At 43.3% G+C, this 21167-nt stretch carries 13 protein-coding genes; 8 read left to right on the forward strand and 5 right to left on the reverse strand.

Features of this window, described 5'->3' with window-relative positions; all coding sequences use genetic code 11:
• Together FLL45_RS14840 and FLL45_RS14845 are read right to left on the reverse strand one after the other, a co-directional pair.
• Positions 1-3769 (reverse strand): beta strand repeat-containing protein (locus FLL45_RS14840; RefSeq protein WP_142942859.1); only part of this gene is annotated, 3769 nt, incomplete at its 3' end.
• Positions 3770-4339: 570 nt separating this feature from the next.
• Positions 4340-4963, reverse strand: coding sequence for a hypothetical protein (locus FLL45_RS14845; RefSeq protein WP_142942860.1), 624 nt, complete (start codon positions 4961-4963; stop codon positions 4340-4342).
• Positions 4964-5365: 402 nt separating this feature from the next.
• Between FLL45_RS14845 and FLL45_RS14850 the strand changes: the two genes are divergently transcribed.
• Positions 5366-6901 carry a serine/threonine protein kinase gene (locus tag FLL45_RS14850; protein WP_142942861.1) on the forward strand — a complete coding sequence of 512 codons (1536 nt, stop codon included), beginning with the start codon at positions 5366-5368 and terminating at the stop codon, positions 6899-6901.
• Positions 6902-6939: 38 nt separating this feature from the next.
• On the opposite strand, the gene FLL45_RS14855 is transcribed toward FLL45_RS14850, so the two are convergent.
• The gene (locus tag FLL45_RS14855; RefSeq protein WP_185964481.1) at positions 6940-7767 is read right to left on the reverse strand and encodes an alpha/beta hydrolase; all 828 of its coding nucleotides are present in this window, start codon (positions 7765-7767) and stop codon (positions 6940-6942) included.
• 172 nt (positions 7768-7939) lie between these two features.
• On the opposite strand from FLL45_RS14855, the gene FLL45_RS14860 reads away from it, so the two are divergent.
• The 7 genes from FLL45_RS14860 to FLL45_RS14890 all read left to right on the forward strand — a co-directional run bounded on the left by FLL45_RS14860 (position 7940) and on the right by FLL45_RS14890 (position 17916).
• Positions 7940-9607 carry a caspase family protein gene (locus tag FLL45_RS14860; protein WP_210247204.1) on the forward strand — a complete coding sequence of 556 codons (1668 nt, stop codon included), beginning with the start codon at positions 7940-7942 and terminating at the stop codon, positions 9605-9607.
• 34 nt (positions 9608-9641) lie between these two features.
• Positions 9642-11147 carry an autotransporter outer membrane beta-barrel domain-containing protein gene (locus FLL45_RS14865; RefSeq protein ID WP_142942863.1) on the forward strand — a complete coding sequence of 502 codons (1506 nt, stop codon included), beginning with the start codon at positions 9642-9644 and terminating at the stop codon, positions 11145-11147.
• 81 nt (positions 11148-11228) lie between these two features.
• Entirely contained in the window at positions 11229-14843 is a 3615-nt protein-coding gene (locus tag FLL45_RS14870) for a PKD domain-containing protein (protein ID WP_142942864.1), read from the forward strand.
• A gap of 269 nt (positions 14844-15112) precedes the next feature.
• On the forward strand, positions 15113-15610 hold the full coding sequence (locus FLL45_RS14875; RefSeq protein WP_142942865.1) for an RNA polymerase sigma factor: 498 nt from the start codon (positions 15113-15115) through the stop codon (positions 15608-15610).
• The gene (locus FLL45_RS14880; RefSeq protein WP_142942866.1) at positions 15603-16232 is read left to right on the forward strand and encodes a hypothetical protein; all 630 of its coding nucleotides are present in this window, start codon (positions 15603-15605) and stop codon (positions 16230-16232) included. Before FLL45_RS14875 ends, FLL45_RS14880 begins: the two co-directional genes overlap by 8 nt.
• A gap of 3 nt (positions 16233-16235) precedes the next feature.
• Entirely contained in the window at positions 16236-16595 is a 360-nt protein-coding gene (locus FLL45_RS14885) for a hypothetical protein (RefSeq protein WP_142942867.1), read from the forward strand.
• A gap of 331 nt (positions 16596-16926) precedes the next feature.
• Entirely contained in the window at positions 16927-17916 is a 990-nt protein-coding gene (locus tag FLL45_RS14890; protein WP_210247205.1) for a helix-turn-helix domain-containing protein, read from the forward strand.
• 60 nt (positions 17917-17976) lie between these two features.
• On the opposite strand, the gene FLL45_RS14895 is transcribed toward FLL45_RS14890, so the two are convergent.
• Together FLL45_RS14895 and FLL45_RS14900 are read right to left on the reverse strand one after the other, a co-directional pair.
• Positions 17977-19662, reverse strand: coding sequence for a di-heme oxidoredictase family protein (locus FLL45_RS14895; protein WP_142942869.1), 1686 nt, complete (start codon positions 19660-19662; stop codon positions 17977-17979).
• A gap of 412 nt (positions 19663-20074) precedes the next feature.
• A complete protein-coding gene (locus FLL45_RS14900) occupies positions 20075-21139 on the reverse strand; it encodes a DUF5694 domain-containing protein (protein WP_142942870.1) in 1065 nt (354 codons plus the stop codon).
• Between the last annotated feature and the right edge of the window lie 28 nt (positions 21140-21167).

Genomic DNA, 21167 nt, shown 5'->3' on the forward strand with positions numbered 1-21167 from the left:
CCGCGGTCAGCGTTTCGGTATTCGCGACATCGGTACCGAGGGTAATCGTCACATCACTTCCGGTAATCGTTACCGAATCATTATCGGCGCCACCATCAATTAAGCCGCTTACCGAGCTGTTATCTACGATGGTAATGACATCATCACCCGCCCCAGTTGATAATGAACCCGCCGTACCATTGCCGGTAAATACGATGGTATCGATACCGGTACCTGTCACAATCGCGCCAGTTACCGAGCCAAAATTATTAATCGTGATGTTGTTATTGCCATTGCCGGCATCAATTGAGCCGACAATTGCGCTGGCGGTAGAGTCTTCCAAGAGAATCGTGTCATCCCCGTCACCGGCGGTAACCGCTCCTGTGACATCACCACCATTATTAATCGTAATATTGTTATTCCCATTTCCAGCATCGAGCGAAGATAGATTTGCGGTTACCGTAAAGGTATCGACGCCACTTCCGCCTTGCAGGTTTTCAAGATTTGAAAAAGAAACAACATTAGAAGAATTCGTCAAAGTGCCTGAATTATCAGAATCGACAACCCAAGTATTGGTATTAACCGAATCATTACCGACAAGAATATCTGAGCCGCCACCGCCATCAATTGTTGTCGTCACAACATCCGCAAGGATGTTGAACGTATCGATACCGTCATCGCCATTTAACTGACCACCGATATCACTACCAATATCGAATTGATCGTTACCGGTTCCGCCATTGACGGTTAACGAGCCCGTAGCGATCGTGAGACCAGTGTCAACATTGAAAACGTTACCATTACTATTATTTTGAGCAAAATCGAAAACCGCATTTCCAACAACCGTCAAATCATCGGTTAACGATAAACCTTGTTGCGAATCAATGGTTAAGTTTCCGCCGACATTCACTGCGCCTAAGGTCGTATCGACACTATTGTTAATCAGAACCGCATTGGCTCCGGTATTGGTTAATATTATCGGACCATTGATCTCATTGTCAGTGACGTCCAAAGTAATTGAGTTAGCACCTGCATTTAATGTTGTTGTGCCGTTTATCTCTAAATACTGGCCAGCAAAAGTATATTGACTGATACTTCCACCGGTAGTGGTAACCGACAGTGAACCAGCCGTTATCCGGCCGAGATAAACACCAACGCCACTGACTGAATAACTACCGCCACTGGTAATCGTTACGCTGCCCGCTCCAGCATCAATCGCATCGGAATTCGAGAACGCGTTATCGAAGTACCCTGAAGCTGAATTCGCAACAAAATTCCCGCCGCTCGTGGTAACCAGACCGTCTCTAAACTCAATGTTACCCTCGGCCGAAAAGAGAACGTCTCCCGTATTTGAGTTTATATTGCTGCCATTGAGCGTTACGGCACCAGCAGAAGAGCGAATATTTATTGTTCCGCCATTGCTAGTAATGTCGCCACTATCAAGATCTAAGTCGCCAGAAGAAGAAAAAAGGAACGCACCACCATTGGTATCAATATCGTTTCCATTAATGTCGATGGTGCCGTCTGCAGTTGTGGCACTAAAATCTCCGCCACCGGTCGAGATATCACCGGTATTAAAATCAAAATTGCCGTCTTCAGTTGAAGCAGTGAAGTTTCCGCCATTTGTTGTGATATTGCCGCCGTTGAAATTGATGTCGCCGGATGCTGAAGATACCGCCCAAAATCCATCCGCCACCAAACTTGAATCCGCTGCCGTAAGCACCATGTTGCCAGCAGAGGTTAATGAACTGCCGCTATTTAAATTAATGTCATCACCGGCTCTTACAGTGATCGATGAAGGGGCGGCTGAGCCACCGATTGCCGCCGAGATGAAAACATCGCGGGCAGCTTCGAGAGAGATACTACCCGAAGTATTGAGCGTGCTATCGATAACTAAGTCGGCGCCAAGATCTGAACACGTACCACAACTAATACCAGCCATAAGGCTCAAATCGCCGGCAATCAGGTCAATAGCGGCGTTGATTCGAAGATCATCGCCAGCTTGCAGCGTCAAATTATTGGTATTTCCTGCGTTTGCAATAATTGCAGAGTCGACTTCAAGATCTCTAAAGGCTTGTAGAAGCACATCGCCATCAACCAACTCAGCAACAATTTGCGCCGCTGAGATTGAGAAATCCTCACTCGCACCACCGTCAGTAAACAAAACTTCGTTATCTGAAATCTGTCCACCATCATCGTTATTTGTGCCAATGGTGATGTCTCGCGGATCGAGCAACAAGGTTCCGCCCACGCCGTTGACTGCGCTGCGATCCGTCTCACCTCGGAATAATAGTTGCTCTTTCCCTGAAATTTCGACAAAACCACCATCTCCAGCAGTTTGACCGCCTCGGGTATAGATATTACCGCCAAAATAGGTCAATTCATCTGACCATAAAATCACGGTACCACCGTCGCCTTCATTCAAAGCATCGGCATAAATTTCGGTGTCATCTCCGACGTACGTCCGTGAAGCATTTCGGATAGCCGAGTTACTACCTTGAAAATCGCCACCAATGAGAATGTCTCCGCCACCATTCCTGCCGGAAGAGTCGATTACAGTCTCATCTAAAACCCCGACTTTATCGCCAAGAATTCTTATTTCGCCGCCAAGCCCATTTTCCGCTCTAGTAGAGATAACACTGTTATCGGTAACTAACGTCACGTCTCTTGACTCAACCGCTATCGCACCACCGTTGCCATTTTCGGCATTCGCTAACAAAACTCCGCTGTTAGTGACGTTTTCCCCAACTATTTGGATTTCGCCAGCATCTTCGCCTTCTTCATCGGTTGAAACATCGAGTGAGCCGCTATTTACAACATCAGCGCCCGCTGTTAATTGATTGCCACTACCGGTATTGATCTGGGCGTTTGAACGAGAAGTCAGCGTAAAAGAACCATCCTCATTAATAATTGCTTCCCGAGCTTCAGCCATATCACCGACTTGAACGGCTTGAGAAAATATATCTTGGCTGGCACTTGCAGTTAACAAAATACTGCCGCCTGCAGCGTTAATATCACCGGTGTTAATTACGGCAGGGTCAACCCCTAGATCTTCCTGAAGAACCGATTCGGTAACTTTTACTCCCAGTAATCCTTGATTATCAAAGGTCAAAACCGCTTCTCGTCCCGCCGCCAAATTGACTGCACCTAAATTCGCAGCGATTAACCCGTGATTCTCAACTCGGCCACCCAATAATGTGACATTTCCGCCCGTTGCAGCATTAATCAAACCATGGTTTATTATGCTGCCACTGACCTCTCCGAGATCGCTAAAAACATAGTCACCATTCATGAAATCTTCAGCAGAGATACTTAAACTCGTGGCAACCAGTCCGCCAACATTAACAGAAGCAGTCTCTCCGAAGAGAATTCCGTAGGAGTTGAGCAGAACGATATGACCATTAGAGTTAAGCTGGCCAAAGATTTCAGAAGGCTTGTTATCGAAAATTCGATTGAGCGCGATCGCATTTGCACCGGGCTGGATAAAATCAACGCGACCATTGATTCCAATATCAAAAGTATCCCAGTCAACAATTAATGCATTTGAGTTTTGTTGGATTGTTGTCAGTAAACCTGACTCGATGATACTACCTTCGCCTTCAATGATCCGACCGCCAATGGGCATGTCGATGTCCTCAGCATGCAGAGGGGCGCTTATCGCTAACGACAATGCAAAGCAAACTTGAGCAGATACACGCGATAAACAAGATACATCCTTGGGCATGGTGAAACTGGATTTGACAACTTTTGAGGCACTTTCCCGCATGCCCTGAACGAAATTCGCTACCATTACTGCTCAAAATTCCCCGAGTTTATTTGAAACTTTCCTTAAAAAAACAAACGAGCTTTTCATTTTTTGTTTTCAACTACATCGCAACACTAACGATTGTTAGTGCTCAACCAGTAGGTTTCTATGCGCCCTTCCTCGTCGAAAGGCTAAATTGGTATTTTACGGCGTCAACCGCATTTTGTGCTTCCGTTAAATATTTTTTGCTTCCATTAAACACTTTTTTGCTGTTATTTAACTATGCCGACATCGTGTGGGCAAAAAAGCCGATACGATGCGGGCAAAAGACGCACGACGCTGAATGTTACAGGAATAGCTGTTCAATTCCTATGCAAAATATTCACTCTAAAGTAACTTATTAATAAAATGAGATTGAATTCAAACAACCAGCATTTTTCAATTGGTTTATGAGATTAATCTGAGCTTAAAATGAGGGTAGTTAGCTGACACTCGACTCATACTTACCAACGATTAATGCATTCTTGATCAGTGCGCTTGTGATAATAGCCTTTGGCTCCCGCTAAGATACCGCGACAACACGATAGCAATATGCAAACCAAGAATGGTCAGGGTTTATCCCCAAGCTGAATGCATGGGGCCTGCGGTATTATTGGCCTCTAGATGAGCTTCACAATGAAACATCGTTGTCCCCTTTTCCCATTGATCATCTCTGGTCCAACAGTAAAGCACTTTGGATTGTAAAAGCGCCTTTACATGTTTACCGTACTGTTGGGTCGAGTCCAGATATCTAAACACCTCATCACGAGTCCACACATCAAACATTCGGCCGAAGGTTGAATTACCGCCCGTCATCGCGGTTACCTGCTTTTTCCAAGTATCTTCCATGCCAGGAATAGCAGACAACTCTTTAGCAATAAGTCCTTGATTGTAATGCGCATTAATTTCAGTGGCACCAATCATTTCACTGGATATCTCGTCGAGTGACTTATCCCAAAATGCTAAGTCCAGACAGTGAGTCAATTCGTGGGCTAATACGCAGGCTTGATTAGCCGCCGGCAGATGATGGGTCCCAAGTTGTAACCTTGTTGCACCAGTTGCTTTACCATGAGCTTGGAGATCTTTATTTAAACTACCAACAGCAGTTTTTAATGCGTCTGACTCGAGAATTTTTGCGCCACTCGGTGTGTTGAGTAAAAGCACTAAACCTTCAGTGAAATTTGCAGGTACTGTCAACATGTTCAATCCTTAAATTTTTCAGCCTTCCCATTATTAAGCATCATATTATTCAATTATTTTATTTTTTAAAAATGAATTTATCAGTAAATATCGAATAAACTCGTTTTCGAGATAAATACTCATCAATGAGGACACCGGTACAACTCAAAGTCGCGAACCTCTCCATTTCTTTCATTCAAATTTAGTAGCGATGGAGGGGGCATACACCTAGTGAGCACTTTTGATTCACCTATAAGACTAATGAGTATACCGAGTAATTGTTACGACATGATGTTAATCAACTTTGTCCATAAAACTGACATTTAATCGATACTGAATGACTAAAAAAGCTTGGCGGATATTTTGTAAGCCGTTAATTTAGTTTACTATTCCTTGGTGAAAGTAAGGCTAGTGGAATGATAAATGACAAAAAACAACTCACCAGATGACAAAACTCGGATTGCACCAAGTAAACTGACTGATGATCCGCTAGCCGCGCAAGATGAGACGGTCATTAAACAAGCCACCGACAGAACGCGAGTCACACCGGCAACGCAACAACGCTTGGACAAACAACCGGACGAGACTGTGGTGAAATCTGACCAAGCGACCAGAATAGCCCCTAGCAAAAGCAAAGCCGCAACTGAAGCAGTTTCTAGAAATCCAGATAACTTAGATTCACACGACCCATCAGGCCTTGATAACGGCTCAGAAGAAGAAAGGATTATTAAAAACCGGTTTGTGATAAAAGAGTCTCTCGGTGCTGGTGGTATGGCGATGGTATTCCGCGCGCTCGACCTAAGAAAGCAAGAAACTGGCGACAGCGAACCTTACATCGCGATAAAAATTTTAGGTCGCGAACTCGAAGATCACCCGCAAGCTTTTGTTACGCTCCAGCGAGAAGCGAAAAAAAGCCAAATCTTATCTCATCCTAACGTAATCAAAGTTTTCGACTTTGATCGCGATGGCGATTTAGTTTTTTTGACGATGGAGGAACTGAAAGGGCGGCCACTAAATAAACTATTAAAAGAATATCCTGACGGATTACCACTGGAAATTGCGATCCCAATTATCCAGTCAATCAGTGATGGTTTGGCTTATGCACACAAGAAAAATATCGTACATGCGGATTTAAAACTCGAAAATATTTTCTATACCGATGATGGCGAAGTAAAAATTATCGATTTTGGAATCGCGCGAATCATCACAGACCTTGATAAGCAAGAACGATCTAGTGCGATTTATAACCCAGATGAAGTCGTGGGACTGACCCCCGCCTATGCGAGTCTCGAAATGTTGCGTGATGAAGCCCCCATCCCTTCAGATGATGTCTATGCACTTGGCATCATTAGTTATGAGTTACTCACTGGTAGCCACCCCTATAAAAGAAAGCCGGCTGATATCGCCTTTGAAGAGCGTCTCTCATTTAAGAAAATTCCGCAACTCAAAGGTTATCAATGGAAAGCAATTGCCAAAGCGCTGTCCTTTGAACATCAAGATCGACTCAAAAATGGCGAAGAGTTCAGAAACCTCTTTGTTGGCCGAGGAAGGGCGATACGCAACTTGACCATCGGTTTAGTAACGATTTCCCTGGTATTACTCGTTTCTTTGTTAATTCCCCGCGAAGGAAGCATGGATCACCTCTACGATGAGCTGCCCCCACAACAACAGGCGAAGTTCGATGAGTTAATGCTACAAGGCAATACCTTACTGGATTTCAACGATTGGAATAACGCGCTGACCATGTTCGAACAGGCCTATGAAATATTACCCCAGCATAGTCAGACCAAAGCGTCGTTGGACAAAGCTGTTCTTATGATTATTGACACGATAGAGGACAACTCAAGCAATTTAACTCATCAAGAAAAACTTGAACAGGTGAATCAATTAAGCCGATACAAATCGCTGATTGATAATGAGCATTTAGAAGATTATAAAAACAAGTTGATGGACAACTAGCAATCACAGGAACAATTCTCAAGACGAGATACCTTCGATTATCTTGACTGAAAACCATGTTGTTGGTCGATGATACTATCAAGTGTATCGGACCAATTTTCGTGCCAGCAACATTGGTGATCATAATCTGGAAAAAGAATTAACTCCCCACCGAGCTTTTGGATAAAGTCCTTAGTTAATTCAGGCGGTACAATCGTATCATTTGCACCGACCAAATGAATATTCGGTACGCTCATAGCCTCTATGTTAGTCGCGGGGTTAATCGATAGATCTAGCGGGCTATAATCGTGATAATTGGTCCAGCGGAATGTATCTAAGTTTGCAGCTATCGTTATCAGTAATTGCGTTTCTTGGAACCGCTCGGCTAAAAGACTGGCAATTACACCGCCACCACTGTAGCCAATGAATATCACTTGTTCGACCTCGGTGGAACGAATAAATCGCCTAATGACTTTTTCCATGCTATCGATAACATCATGCCCATATCGGCCGTTAGTCCACTGTTGTGGCGTGCAATTCTTCGACTGGTGTAATTCAAAATAGCATGGTCGGCCTACGTAGAGTGCAAAATCCCGATCTTGCAATAAAAGTTTCAATGCCAAAGGGTTATAAGGTGTTGGATTTTGAGAAATTTTATAGCGGCTTATCCACGGTACGCCGTCTCCCTCAAGGTAAATATGTAGTTTTTTCCCTGAGGTCCGATTACTGACTAATAGATGATTAAACCGCTCTCCCCTTTCAATTTTTTGAATAAGTTCATATTTTTCGAAGAGTTCCTGATGCTGATATTTATTCGTGGAGCAACCGTTGATTAGCCACAAAATGATAACTATGAAGGTGTTTGAGAGGCGGGATTTTGTTAACATGCTGGCAATCATATCGGATTTTACGCTGCCATGACACACTGGCCTGGATAATTGACAAAGCCAAGGGCCAGTGCTAGTTTCGTGCGACTGACTTGGGTGATATATTTACTCACGTCAGGCAGTCTTGCAAGCACTGAACGTGTGCAATGAATGCAAGCAAAGAATGCAAGCAATGAAGCAGTATGTTGGCAGACTCAAACGACAAGGAATAATTATTATGTTTGACCGGAAACACCTCTCATACTCTTCTATCGCAGTTTGCCTTCTCTCTTTGGTTGGCTGCAAAACCGCTTCCGTTGACACCCAACAACCTCAATCCCAAACCTTATCTGTTTCTGATTTAGAAGTCGTAGACTGTTTGTTACCTGGTCAAGTCAAACGCTTAGGAACAACTACTTTTGTCACTCAACGCCGCCCAACCAAAACTACTGCGGCCGACTGTCGCATCCGAGGCGGAGAATATGTTGCATTTGATCGCGCGGATTACAAAACAGCATTAAAAGTTTGGTTACCATCAGCCGAAGCCGGTGATGCGGAAGCTCAAGCAAACGTTGGTGAAATTTATGAACGAGGATTGAATGGTGAGCCTAACTATGAAGTTGCCGCGTTTTGGTATTTAAAAGCCGCGAAACAAGGTGATTCACGGGCACAATTCAATTTAGGCACTTTATACGAACAAGGATTGGGTGTACCTAAAAGTAAATTAGAGTCTTTGAATTGGTATCGCAAAGCATGGGGAATGAAAGAAGATTCATTGGTCTTTCAGTCAGCCGCAAATCAAGAAGTCAATGAACTTCGAACCGCATTAAATAAAGAACTGAATAAGAAATCAAGACAGATTAATTTACTGAATAAACAGATAACCCAACTTCAAGCTAAGGCATCGAGTGCTAGCGCTAATGCTGCACTCAAAGAAGAATTAGCTGAATTAAAAAGCTGGGTAAATAAACTAGAATCAGAGAAAGTCGAACAAAAGCAAGAAATTGATGCACTACCTAAATTCAGAGAGCCCACGCCATTAGAAGCAGAGAAGTTGTTTGCCGAACAAAACACCAATACTTCAGATGATTCTAAATATGGGAAATACTACGCCCTTATTATCGGTAATCAAGATTATGAAAATCTTGAAGATTTAGATTCACCATTAAATGATGCCGCGCGTGCCGCGGAAATATTAAAAGAGCGTTATGACTTTAATGTTGAGCTACTCACTAACGTTAACAACTTACAAATAATGCAAGCGTTGAATCGACTCAATGAAGTCCTCACAGAAAACGACAACCTATTAATTTTTTATGCTGGCCACGGTAGTCGAATCAAAAACGCTGACTGGGAGAGTGGATACTGGCTACCGATTAATGCTGACTTACCCCCAAACGATACTCGCTGGGTTTCAAATGAGTCGATCACTCGCCATCTTTCGCGATTGAAAGCAAAACGCGTGTTAGTGATGGCTGACTCTTGTTATGCCGGATTACTCTCCTCAGCACCAGGCTTTGTTTTTGCCGGAGCAAAAGCGAATTACAGTGGTGCCTATTTAGATTTTGTCCTGCCAAAAAAATCGCGACTACTATTAACTTCGGGTGGTGACCAACCGGTGCTGGATAATTTTGGGAAAGGTCACTCAGTGTTTGCGCGTGCGTTGCTTGATCAACTCGCCAACAATACAAAAATTATTTCCGGTTCAGAATTATTTTTAACCATTAGAGACTCAGTCAAAGTTGCAGCAAATGCTGTGGGTGTAGAGCAAACTCCAGAGTTTAAGGCAATAAAAGGAGCCGGTCATGAGGCAGGAAGCTTTTTCTTTGTACCAAGACAATCGGCGCAACTCTCAGAATAAAATTACAAATTAAAAATACACAAGGAACAGCACTATGAAAGCACGTTTTCGCAGTACGCAGTGGTTTAAATTTACAGGAGTTTCGATCGCAGTGTTACTTTCGATGCAATCGCCAATGGTACAAGCCGATCTTGGTGAGATTGAGTTTAGTAACGCATTAGAAAGTGCCGCTGCAATTGCCAACCAACAAACCTATGCCCGTTTATTATTAGCGGGTTGTACCGATTTTCAACGAGTCGAAAGTGAGTCATGTAGCGGCGACACTTTTACTTTATTCAGTAACGTAAGAGAGCTCGTTCATACCGCAAATGTACTATTAGGCAGCGATGGTCCAACTCAATTCAGCTTAGATTTAGACGTCGAAAACTTAGGTTTTGCATTGCGATGGACAGCTGGAGAGGAGTTCGCATCACAATCTGGTTTGACCGATGAATTTGTCGGCGGGCAACTGGCTAATTTGAGCGCAAGATTAAAAGCGCTTCGAGGTGGCGCTCAAGGCTTTGGCGTCGCATTTAATTCATTTGGTGACAGCGGTAGCTTGGCAACCAATAGTGACTATCAACGACTCAGCGGTGGTGGCGCGAGTGCCGACCAAGGAGAAAGCGTAGGTTATAGTCGTTGGGGTGGATTTATCAATGCCGACTTAGGTTCGGGCGCTAAGTCAGCGACTGTTTTTGAAGATGCTTATGACTTTGAAGGAACGAAAATAAGTTTTGGATTAGATTATCGCTTTGATGAGCACTGGGTGTTTGGTGTTATTGGAGCAGTCATCGATCAGGAAATCGAATTTGACTCAACCCAAAGTGTTGTTGACGGTGGTATTGAAACCGATGGTTTCAGCCTAATGCCTTATTTCCTTTATCAGACCGACGAATTCTACGCGAGCTTTTCATTGGGTCTACAAAATCAAGATATCGATATGTCGCGTGCCATCAAATATCCCTCATTAAATCCAAACGTTGGCAACGTCGACACGATAGCAATCAGTAGAACCGATGCCAGTGTCAACTCGTTATTTATCGAAGTAGGCTACAGTTATCAGTATGAAGGTTTTGTCGTCGAGCCGTTCGTCAGTGTCTCCAGTACCAACACGACCATCGATGGATTTAGTGAAGATGATATCAACAATGATGGATTTGATTTAGATGTCGGCAAACAAAGTATTGACTCTTTGGAAACTTCTATTGGTATCAAACTGCAATATGCCTGGACGCCCTCTTGGGGAGTAGTAGTACCATTTTTTGACATTCAATCACACAACCAACATGAGGATGATTCAAGAAATATATCTACCGCCTTTGCGAATTTACCTTCAGGTCAATTGGACGCAGTAAACTTTAATCTTCCCACTGATGAAATAGATAGTAGTTACTATTCTTATAGTTTAGGCATGTCTTTTATCATCCAAGGCGACACCCAAGTTGATGCTGATGGCAATGCATCAGGTAGCATGCAGGGTTTTATCAGTTATCGTAGTGTAGAAAATATTGCTAATTTTGAAGAGGATAGCGTCACGCTGGGCTTTCGTTACGGATTCTAGTTACTGAACTTTATAAGCAGAATATTAATCATTCCATAACCTGTTTAGGGTTAGGACCTCTCAAAAGGATACGAGGTTAAAATGAAAACTTTTTTTGACAAAACGATTCATCAGTCGGCTTTAATGTCGGCGTTTTTAATTGGTGTATTAGGTTGTGGTTCCGTCGGCGATAGCGACGTCGGCGAACAAGCGGATCTTCCGCCAATTGCCGTCGGCATTGCCGTTGGTCTTGGTGCTGATAACTCAGCAAGAGAAGGCACTGAAGTTATTTTAACCGCTAAAGATAGTGATGGTCAGGACACGCCAATTTTCGAATTTAATTGGAGCGCTTCCAGTACTAACCCTAGCGATGTTCAACTGCGCGAATTGACAGCCAACGCAGTAAGTTTTACCGCGCCCAAAGTCGTAACTGCTACAGATTATCGATTCGATTTGGTTGTCATCGATGCGGACGGTGGGCAAGCGACAGATTCGGTCACAATAACCGTTGTACCCGCACGTGATTTGAATCGATTTTTAGCTTTTGATTCGCTATCGACCACTTCGTTAGACAGTTACCAAATAGCCGCGCTGCCACTAGCAAACCAAACCGTCGATGCGGCAAATGCTGAATTTTCCATCTCGGTTAATGCCGTTGTGCATTACCCCGATCGCAATGCAATTTGCACCGTTGATGGCTACGATAGTAGTGGCGAAGTGTGTTTGACTTATCTCAATAACAATTCACGTGCCCTAACTCAACTTGACCAACAAGTTGTTGCTAATTGGCGAACTGATGATGCGGGTAATGCACTTGAGTCTCGGGTAACCCTTGATTTACCTCAATTGATTATCGACCAGTTTAATCAGGATCTATTAGATGACAATGCTTCTCGAGATGATTTATTAGATTTGTGGAAAGCCGACGATATTGAAATTGAATTGACATTTGATTTAACCACAAGCCTTGTAGCTGAATTAAGTGTCCTTGGCCCTAATGATGGCTCTCGAGTCAACCTAGGCGACAATAGCGCACCGCCAATCACTTCTGCACTCGCCCCCATAACAGTGACCGCTGAGGCTATCCGAAATAGCGGACGCGGGAGGGTTGAGTCAAAAGCAACCGCCGAAGCTTATTATGCAGCGATAGATCCCACTAATAGCGCCGATACCCTCAATAAATGGCTAGTTAGTGCTGGATTTGCAGAAGATAATGGCGACGGCACCATCACCGTACTGAGCAATGCAATAAATGGTGTTGATTCTGAAGAGTCGGAATTTGCTCATGCGGTTTACACCAACAATTATGATTTAGGTTTTGGTCGCGATATGTACGTGCGAGTCGACGAAGCAGGCAATGTTTATTCCTACGTAGTCAATTACCCGACGCTTGAAGCCGCCCTAAAAAAACTTAATCCATTAGCAACGGTGGTGATGGAATACAGCCCCCCGGCACAAGGATCAGCGACGGATGAAAAGTTTGTTAAGTTTTATACTTATATTCCCAATGAAGAAGGCGATCAAGTAAGAGTAACCGACTTCAATTTTGACGGACGTGGTCAGAAGTACATGCCTGGCGTCTGCGCAGCTTGCCATGGCGGAGAACCAAAAGCGATCGATGTGAATGACCCGGGTTATGTCGGCAACATCAATGCCACTTTTCTACCCTGGGATCTCGATTCGTTTCTCTACTCCGACACTGATCCAGCGATTGTAAATCTCGACGAAGTCGAGAACGATACTGCAAACTTAGTTTACAACCGTGCAAGCCAAGAAGAACAATTTCGCAAGCTCAACCAAGCGGTTTACCACACTTATGTCGACTCTGCGAATCCACGCTTTGATAATGCGATCGACTTAATTGGCGGTAGTGACGGAAACCCTGGCTGGTATAGTGATGCGACCTGCAGCGAAGGCAGTAATACAGTCGCTTGCATCAGTGGTGCTTTTAATGGGGATTACGTGCCGACAGCCTGGGCTGCGCACAGCGACTTGTATTCCAATGTTGTTGCTCAACATTGTCGAATGTGTCATGTGGGTCGAGAAGGTACAGAAGACGATCCGAATTTCTTGCAAATGGCGACACCGGATGATCTCCTTTCAGCTGAGAATCGTCCAAAGACGATTGATCTTGTATTTAACCGAGGCGTAATGCCGATGGCTCGGTTGACCATGGATAGATTTTGGACTGGTACCGACGACAATCCTAATCCGACAGACATATTGTGGACTGACCTAGGGCAGATGAGCGAAACGCCCACTCCTGGCGCACCACTTCCCGAGATTACTAGTCAACCAATTGAACTTTACGCGGTTGAGAGAAGCCTCAATGAGCAAAGTTATTTACTCACTAAGCTCGGCAGGCATATTGAAATTGATGCCAGTGAATCGTTATTTACTGAGAGCTTTGAGTGGACACTCTTGGACTCAACAACGGTACCAGGATTTGAAAGTTGCTTAAACGATCCACAGGCGTTAGTCGCTAGCGGCGATCGCGCAGTGCTTACGCCAACTATCGCCAATGCCGACGACCAGTTTTATTGCGTTCAAATGACGGCATCCAATGATTTGGCGAGTGTCGCATCAAATATTTTGTTTGTTTCCGTTGTCGATAATCGACAACCACAAATATTATTTGCAAGCGATTGTCGAGACCAAGACTTGTGTTTATCAGTTTCTGAACTAAATGCTGACCCTGCGAGCTCAATTTTATCAATCAGTGCAGTTTCAGATCCGAATACTTTAGACTTTACCGATCCTGATTGCGAGCTAGATCCCAATAAAGTATGCGTAAACGTCGACACATTTTTCCAAATTGTTGATCAAGATGTTGCAGATGGTTTAGACCCGCCTTCAATTATCACTTTTGAATTAAGTTCTCTTTTAACGGCAGGCACCTTAACGCCAAGCAACTTTACTTTACAAGAGCTGTTGCTCGGTAATGTGATCCGCTACCAGGCAACTATCGACGAAGTTGGTGCCAATGCACTCACTGAGTCGTTAGAGTTTGATGTCTATGATAATGGTGTTTTAGTGAGCGGATTGAGTATTAATTCTGCTGAAATTAATATCAATCCAGTCAGTGATAATAGCCCTGTTTTCGGTGCAGTGGATAATGCGACTGTCAATTTTGGCGCTGTTTTCAACTCAAGTAATTTTGATGTTACTGATGCCGACGAAGACATTTTAACCCTGACTAACGTACCAACTTCGCTGGGAGATTTAGCCACATCCGAAGTTTCAAGTAATGCCGATGTAACGACCTACAATTACACTTTCACCGCTAAAACGGCGGCAGAAGTCGCTGGAGCAGGATCCATTTGTACCAGTGCGGAAGTGTTTAACGGCGGCAACACTGGCAGCTTTCAATTACTCGCTGACGACGGTAGTGACAGCGTCGATGTACCAGTAACAAGAAACGTGTCAGTAACGCTTACACCATCACTCAGTTATAGCGACGTGGTTGGCCCATTTGCAAACAAATCAGCGAGTGGTGGTACCTGCTCGAGTTGCCATGTTAGTGGTCCCGGAAGCCCTAATTGGGCAAGCGATATCAACGGTATGCGCCAAGTCATCAATCTCGCATCTCCCACCGACAGTACGATTTTCAACAATAGCTCTGTCGGTCACACTGGCGGTACCTATACCATCGACTTTGTAAACAACGCCGCTGACAGAAATCTGCTAGAATGGATTTATCAGTGCTCGCCACAATAAGCGCATTGGTATTCTGTTTGTCAGATCACTCACCCCTTTTTCAGGAGAGTGATCTGACTAAAACGCAAGCAGTTCCCGCCGCTTAGCTTTTCGTTTCAGCTAATTCGAATCTCCCTTTTACAATATCTCGATTAAGTTCTAGTGATCAACATTCGCTAGTTGTAGAATGACATTGACGAGATAGACTATTGAAAAGTAACACTATTTTATAATACGAAAAAAAAATTAAAGATTTTTTGCACGTTTTAGGGCGCTGATACGCTAATACTATGGATAGAGACAAAAACAGACTAGAGCTAGTCAGGCAGTATTGGGTTGATTGCGAGTCAATATTGTTAAAACGTGCGATCAAAATCATGGGTGATGAGCAAGAAGCCAGAGAGCTCTTGCAACAAGCCGCGGTTATCGCTGTTGAGCAATTTGATAGCAATAAAATTAGCAGCTCATCTGAATTTGCTCGGTGGATGTGGACTCGATGCAAATGGCTCGGCTTGGATAGAATTTCCCAGCTTAAGCGCTGGGTTGACTTGCCAGAGCTGGTTTCAAACGATACACCTGTTGAGTACTTATCTGGAAAAGAGTTGTGGGCAAAGCTTCTGGACCAGCTCCCAAAGAGTCAGAAGCAAATAGCAATACTCAAGATACAAGGCTTTAGTGCCACTGAAATAGCTAAAACGCTCGGCAAAAAATCCGCTAGCGTTCGTTCAAACTGGCGGCATGCCAAGGTAACAATGCTCATAGCGTTAGAGGAATATTTCAATGAATAAAACACGATCGATAATTGATGATGCTATCGATAATTATCGAGACAGCGATGAAATCAGAAGTGATTCCAAGCGCAGAGTAGTCGGCATTATCGCAGGCTGCATATTATTAGTGGTCGCCAATATCTTGCCGGTCGCAACGAGTAATGATCAGATTGTTATTGGTGCAGTCATCCTTGCAGGATTAATTTTAATGATAACGAGTGCTTTATCATTAATAGAAAATCTGCTTGAAGCTTATGCAAAAATTGAAATTGCTAATGAAAGCTATTTAGTTGAGCAAACCCTACCCTTAAAGGTTTTCTCTCCTGCCAGCGCTATTGTTGACTCAGTTGTTACCCCGGTTCGGCAAAGTCAGTTCAATGAAACTGCGCTTAACGAAGAAGTCCTCGATCTCGCTAAAATGGACCAGGAGATTCAAGCGCTACTCACCATTGAGCAAGAAGCCTTGATTAACGACAAGGAAACTCAAAAGCTTGAGCAACTCAGAATCGAATATGAAGCATTCAATCAAAAAAGAGTGGCGATAAGGCGTCTATATAAGAAAGTCGGAAAGTTAAAGGTCAACAGCGAGATTGACGAAGATGCACCTGCAGCTAAAAAAGTAAAGCGTGCCGGACTATAAAAGATGGAACTATCAAACATTGAAGTTGGATTAATACTGATTTTTCTCGGGTTGGCGGTATTTGGTTTGTATCTATATATCGATAAAGGTCAGGAAGGTTGGTTCAGAGTGCGAATGGAGTGCCTAGAAACAACCCTCGAGAAAGCGCATCAAGCTAAAAACATTCCAGCAAAATTAATTTTTTATTTGTTGGCTATCCTCGCAGTTATTCGGCCCGGCAAAGCAGGCGCCATCTATTCGTTCTCAGGTTTATTGGTGGCTCAAGGCGTTGCAACGATCAACAATTGGTCCTTCATTGAATGGGCATTTAAACAAGCCCAAGAATGGTGGGCAGGCAAAAACGCCCCTCAGCAACAACCCTGATGATTATCCACTTGCCCGGTTGCTCTAAACAATTACCGCTCAAAAATGTTGTTGGTGATTACTTACCAACTACAAGTTGCCAGCCATAATTCCCCGCCTCTAGATCCTTTCTCACTCTTTTTTAGGAAAACTCACCCAAGTTATAAGTCCCTGACCTTAAAACCTAGAAAAATCACCTTTATCCTTGCTAACATCTTGAAAGTACTTCATTTTTATTGTGTATTTTAACGAAATATTCTAAATTGCAACCACTGGTTGACAAAATTCCGCGCCTGATTGGTAGTGTGCAACCTCCCATTTTCCTATTCTGGCTCTAAACATAGACAGAGGAATGAATCTAATGATACTTGCCGATAAAATCATCAAACTGAGAAAACAGTTTGCTTGGTCACAGGAAGAGCTCGCGGACAAAATGGGCGTTTCTAGACAGTCAGTTTCTAAATGGGAAAGCACCAATAGCATTCCCGATTTGAACAAAATCATTAAGCTGGCGGAAATTTTTGGGGTGACTACTGACTATTTATTGAAAGATAACATTGAAACTATTGAATCAATAAATGGCGAAGTAGAGCCAACGATTAATAGTATTAGTCTCAATCAAGCTAACCGCTATGTCGACATGAAAAATACAATGAGTTTTATCATCGTAAAAGGTGTTCTCCTGTGCTTATTTTCCGTTGTCCCTTTATTTTACTTGCTCTCCCTCGTCCAAACCCAACAAATGGACATCGATTCAAATACTGCAACGGTCTCAGGAATAATTATCATGCTAGTGATGGTAACCTTTGGCGTCAGCTTTTTTGTGAGAACCGGCCAGTTTAGTAACGAATTAGCATCGATTGAAGAAGACGAGTTTGAACTCGAATACGGCGTTAAGAGTATTTTTAAAGAAAAACTTGAAATGATTACCTCAAGTTATCATCAAAAGCTTTCGATTGGGATTGCCCTTTTTATTTTAAGTGTCGTGCCATTTCTGTATGTTGCAATAACCAATGGAAGCACAGAGAAAATTCTAACAATGCTTTGTGTATTGTTTTTTATGATTGGCGCCGGCTTGTATATTATTATCCCTGCATCAGCGCAATATAATGCCTACAGCCTATTAATTAAAGAAGGTGACTATCACCCACGCGAAAAAGATAAGAATAAAAATATCGAAGCACTGGCCGCTTTTTACTGGCCTCTGTTGGTGGCTATCTATCTTGGGTGGAGCTTTTGGACCATGCAATGGGGCGTTACCTGGATTGTTTTCCCTGTAGGCGCTGTATTATTTGCTGCGCTAGTTGGCTTAATGGGATTAATATCTAAAACAAAAAGCTAATTCAGTTAACCGCTGAGTTGGAGGAGTTCCTTCAACTCTGCGGTTAATATCGTTTATTGCTCAGTTATTACTATTTCCGTTTCCATTCCCGTTTCCATTCCCGTTTCCATTCCCGTTTCCATTCCCGTTTCCATTCCCGTTTCCATTCCCGTTTCCATTCCCGTTTCCATTCCCGTTTCCATTCCCGTTTCCATTCCCGTTTCCATTCCCGCTGCCGTTACCGTTGCCGTTACCATTGCCGTCGCCATTACCATTGCTAGCACTGTTACCATTATTTTGCGTTGGAACAACTTGAAGCGTTTTTAAAAAATCAACGAGATTACGCTGATCATCAATACTGCTCGCAACGAACGCATCGCGCGAAGCTCGACCTTCTCCACCATGCATTAGAATGGCTTCAGTAATTGTCGTTAAATCACCGCGGTGACCATAAGGCGCAGTATTGCCGACATCCCATAACTTTGCGGTAAGAAAAAACTCCCTCCCAGGTTTTCCATTTTGTTGTGGCCGAAATTCGTCCAATTGTTCATTACAAAACCAGCGAATTGCATTGGGTGTTCCAACATCATCGCACAAATTATGTCTTTTCAAATCGGTATAAGCGCGGACGATTGCAGTACCATTCGGACCTTTTTCTAAACGATTTCCCTCACCTTGTTGCGTCATATCAAAGGAAAAGTCGGGGCAACTGCCTTGAGGATCCGATAAACAGTTTCCGACTGGATTGTAAGGGTTGGGTTCAACAAAATCTCTTTGATTTAAAACCAATTCTGGCATGTGACACGATCCACAGCCGATGCTATTAAATACGGTTTCCCCTGCAACTATCTTTGCCCTCGCCGCTGCGCCGTTCGGTAGCACTTGCTCAGGCGTTCCCAGCTGCGCTTGCCAAACTGAAATGGCCGTCATATCTCCGATGGTTAGCTCTCTGGACATGCCATCTTCGTCAAAATCTGGCCCTTTATTGGGATCCAAGTCGAAACGTTCTTCTGCCTGCATTCCAAAGTGATGGTTCATCGCATTATTTGCAAATTCGCGTAAAGAAATAACAATTCCGGAGCGGTGAAAGGGCTTAACGATTAGGTCGCTGTCAATTCCTTCGGCGCGCACCACCTCGCCTTGTAAAATTTCAATTTCAAAGCTAACCCCTTTAGTGGTTAGCTGATGAATGCCATCGGGTAACCCCGCGCGCTGATTCAACAAATCAGTCGTCATTTCTCGGGCGAGCATTTCGATCGGGCCAGAACCGTGCATCCCTAAAGTGCTTCGGTTGTTACCTTTTGTTGGACTTACTGAGAGAGTAACCGGATCGAGAATATGAGCTAATACAAATACGTTTGCGACAAAGTCTCCTGCTCCACCTATCTCTGGTTGGTTGTGGCAACCAGCGCACGAGTCAGAGTCTGGCGCCGAAGTTCTAAGCTTATTGATTTGTCCTGGTGATAATGTTTCGCCTTCTTCTGAAATAGTCGGAATCGCTCGCTTATCGCCGCCGCCAGTTGTTGCTGGTCGCCCCTGTCCATCGCAAACATTAAACCTTGCACCAAATAATAACTCTCCATGATCGGCTATGTCTTTAAGCTTAAGGTTTCCGTTATTGATATCCTGTTGCTCCATTGATAGCGGGACAACTGGCGCGTCAGCGGTTAGTGGTGGTGGACACACTTTGACATCAGCAGCACGTATGACATTGGAAACGTTTAAAAAAATAATTACTAAAATCGCAATAGGTAGATTTAATTTCATCTTATTCAATCCTCAAGTTAAAAAGAAGTGAGGCTCGAAGTTTAGGCAGGCATTTTGTATTCTGCCTTGAAATTAATAAGCAATGAGAGATATTTAACTAAATATTTTGAATGAATATTTTTACTATTACTCGTTGGAGATAGTATGGAGAATTCACTAAGATAATTATTAATATTTTGCAATATTAAGCGTTCTGTTTTTAATGAGATATTTTTCTTTCAGAATAACACCCGACTTTAAAATAAAATACGATTTCAAAATAATGCTCAACTTTAAAGTACTTTGTATTAAGATTCTTTTTTTGAATAGTTTGAGACTAAATTAAAGCGACCGACAATCAACGATATTGTTTGTCGGCGGCATTTAAGTTAATTTTTTATTACAGCTTGTATGATCGCAATTTAATCTAGCTTTACTGAGACTGATATTTTCCTAATACCTTTTCTGCATCAACAACCTCGATAACCCTCATTTGCTTTAAGTATTTTTCGACATAATATTTGTGAGATGAACCAACAATATAGACCATTTTCTTGCCTGGATTGTCTGCCATAACGCGAGTAATATGCGCTGCCATATTCAAATTTCGAAATTCCCAAAAAGCCACCCGCGTATTTCCGATCCGTGACTTTCCATCATTTGCTAACCAGGGTGTCCACTGAAACTCTAAATCACTTTGCATCGCCTCAGGTGAGTTAACAAATTGATAATATGGTAAGACATCACCACTGTCAGCTGCATCTTTCCAGTTTTTCTTCATCGAAATAATAAAAGGATGATCTTGACTAACACCGGACATAGCCTTGTTCGCATCAGCTTCTTTTTTAGGCTGCTCAAAGTGGCGACCCAGCGGCCCCTTTTCACTATGACTATCAACCGGATACAACCGTTCGAGATCAAGCCGTTTAGCGAGTGCTATAGCAATACTAATGTATTCATTGCTGCTGGTAATGCGTCGACTAAACCCTTCATGTATACGCCGAAAATTTTTAGCAAACTTGGATTTAAACGCCTTATCACCTTTATCCCAGAGCAATAACGCAGTGTAGTAGTCATAAGATGCCAAATACAAAAGCACACAATTTTGTCGCTCCTCATGACTCCCGCAGCGTGGTACAGACATGGTAACTTCAGCCATTGCATCAGACCAGCTTTTGGACAAAGCATTTTGAGCTTCGATACTGTAACGAGTCTGAAAGCGGCCATAACTCTTTAATACCCGGCCATGCTCTTTCATCAATGCTGCCATCGATTGAGTTTCAACTGGCGGTAGCGCTTCAATGGCGATGAGGTCGGGTTGATAGGCTTCTAGCTTATCGAGAAGGTTATTGAGTATATCAAGTGAGTATTCATCATTGATACCACTTAAATGATTAGTCCCCAGAACAAACACTTGACTGGCCGGATAGGAAAATTCTTTCGCTGTTGCTGCATGCGTAATAAGTAGTGTTATGATAACTGATAAAATTATTTTCATTTTATAGGCTCGCCTTTTTGTCAGTCTC

Origin of the sequence: Aliikangiella marina, from assembly GCF_007004765.1 — a bacterium.
In the GTDB taxonomy this organism is placed as follows: Bacteria; Pseudomonadota; Gammaproteobacteria; order Enterobacterales; family Kangiellaceae; genus Aliikangiella; species Aliikangiella marina.

Excerpts from the sequence above, each read along its gene's own strand:
- FLL45_RS14845 (WP_142942860.1), bottom strand. The coding sequence starts at position 4,963 with ATGTTGACAGTACCTGCAAATTTCACTGAAGGTTTAGTGCTTTTACTC.
- FLL45_RS14885 (WP_142942867.1), top strand. The coding sequence starts at position 16,236 with ATGGAACTATCAAACATTGAAGTTGGATTAATACTGATTTTTCTCGGG.
- FLL45_RS14880 (WP_142942866.1), top strand. The coding sequence starts at position 15,603 with ATGAATAAAACACGATCGATAATTGATGATGCTATCGATAATTATCGA.
- FLL45_RS14890 (WP_210247205.1), top strand. The coding sequence starts at position 16,927 with ATGAATCTAATGATACTTGCCGATAAAATCATCAAACTGAGAAAACAG.
- FLL45_RS14855 (WP_185964481.1), bottom strand. The coding sequence starts at position 7,767 with ATGTTAACAAAATCCCGCCTCTCAAACACCTTCATAGTTATCATTTTG.
- FLL45_RS14850 (WP_142942861.1), top strand. The coding sequence starts at position 5,366 with ATGACAAAAAACAACTCACCAGATGACAAAACTCGGATTGCACCAAGT.
- FLL45_RS14860 (WP_210247204.1), top strand. The coding sequence starts at position 7,940 with ATGAAGCAGTATGTTGGCAGACTCAAACGACAAGGAATAATTATTATG.
- FLL45_RS14865 (WP_142942863.1), top strand. The coding sequence starts at position 9,642 with ATGAAAGCACGTTTTCGCAGTACGCAGTGGTTTAAATTTACAGGAGTT.
- FLL45_RS14870 (WP_142942864.1), top strand. The coding sequence starts at position 11,229 with ATGAAAACTTTTTTTGACAAAACGATTCATCAGTCGGCTTTAATGTCG.
- FLL45_RS14900 (WP_142942870.1), bottom strand. The coding sequence starts at position 21,139 with ATGAAAATAATTTTATCAGTTATCATAACACTACTTATTACGCATGCA.
- FLL45_RS14895 (WP_142942869.1), bottom strand. The coding sequence starts at position 19,662 with ATGAAATTAAATCTACCTATTGCGATTTTAGTAATTATTTTTTTAAAC.
- FLL45_RS14875 (WP_142942865.1), top strand. The coding sequence starts at position 15,113 with ATGGATAGAGACAAAAACAGACTAGAGCTAGTCAGGCAGTATTGGGTT.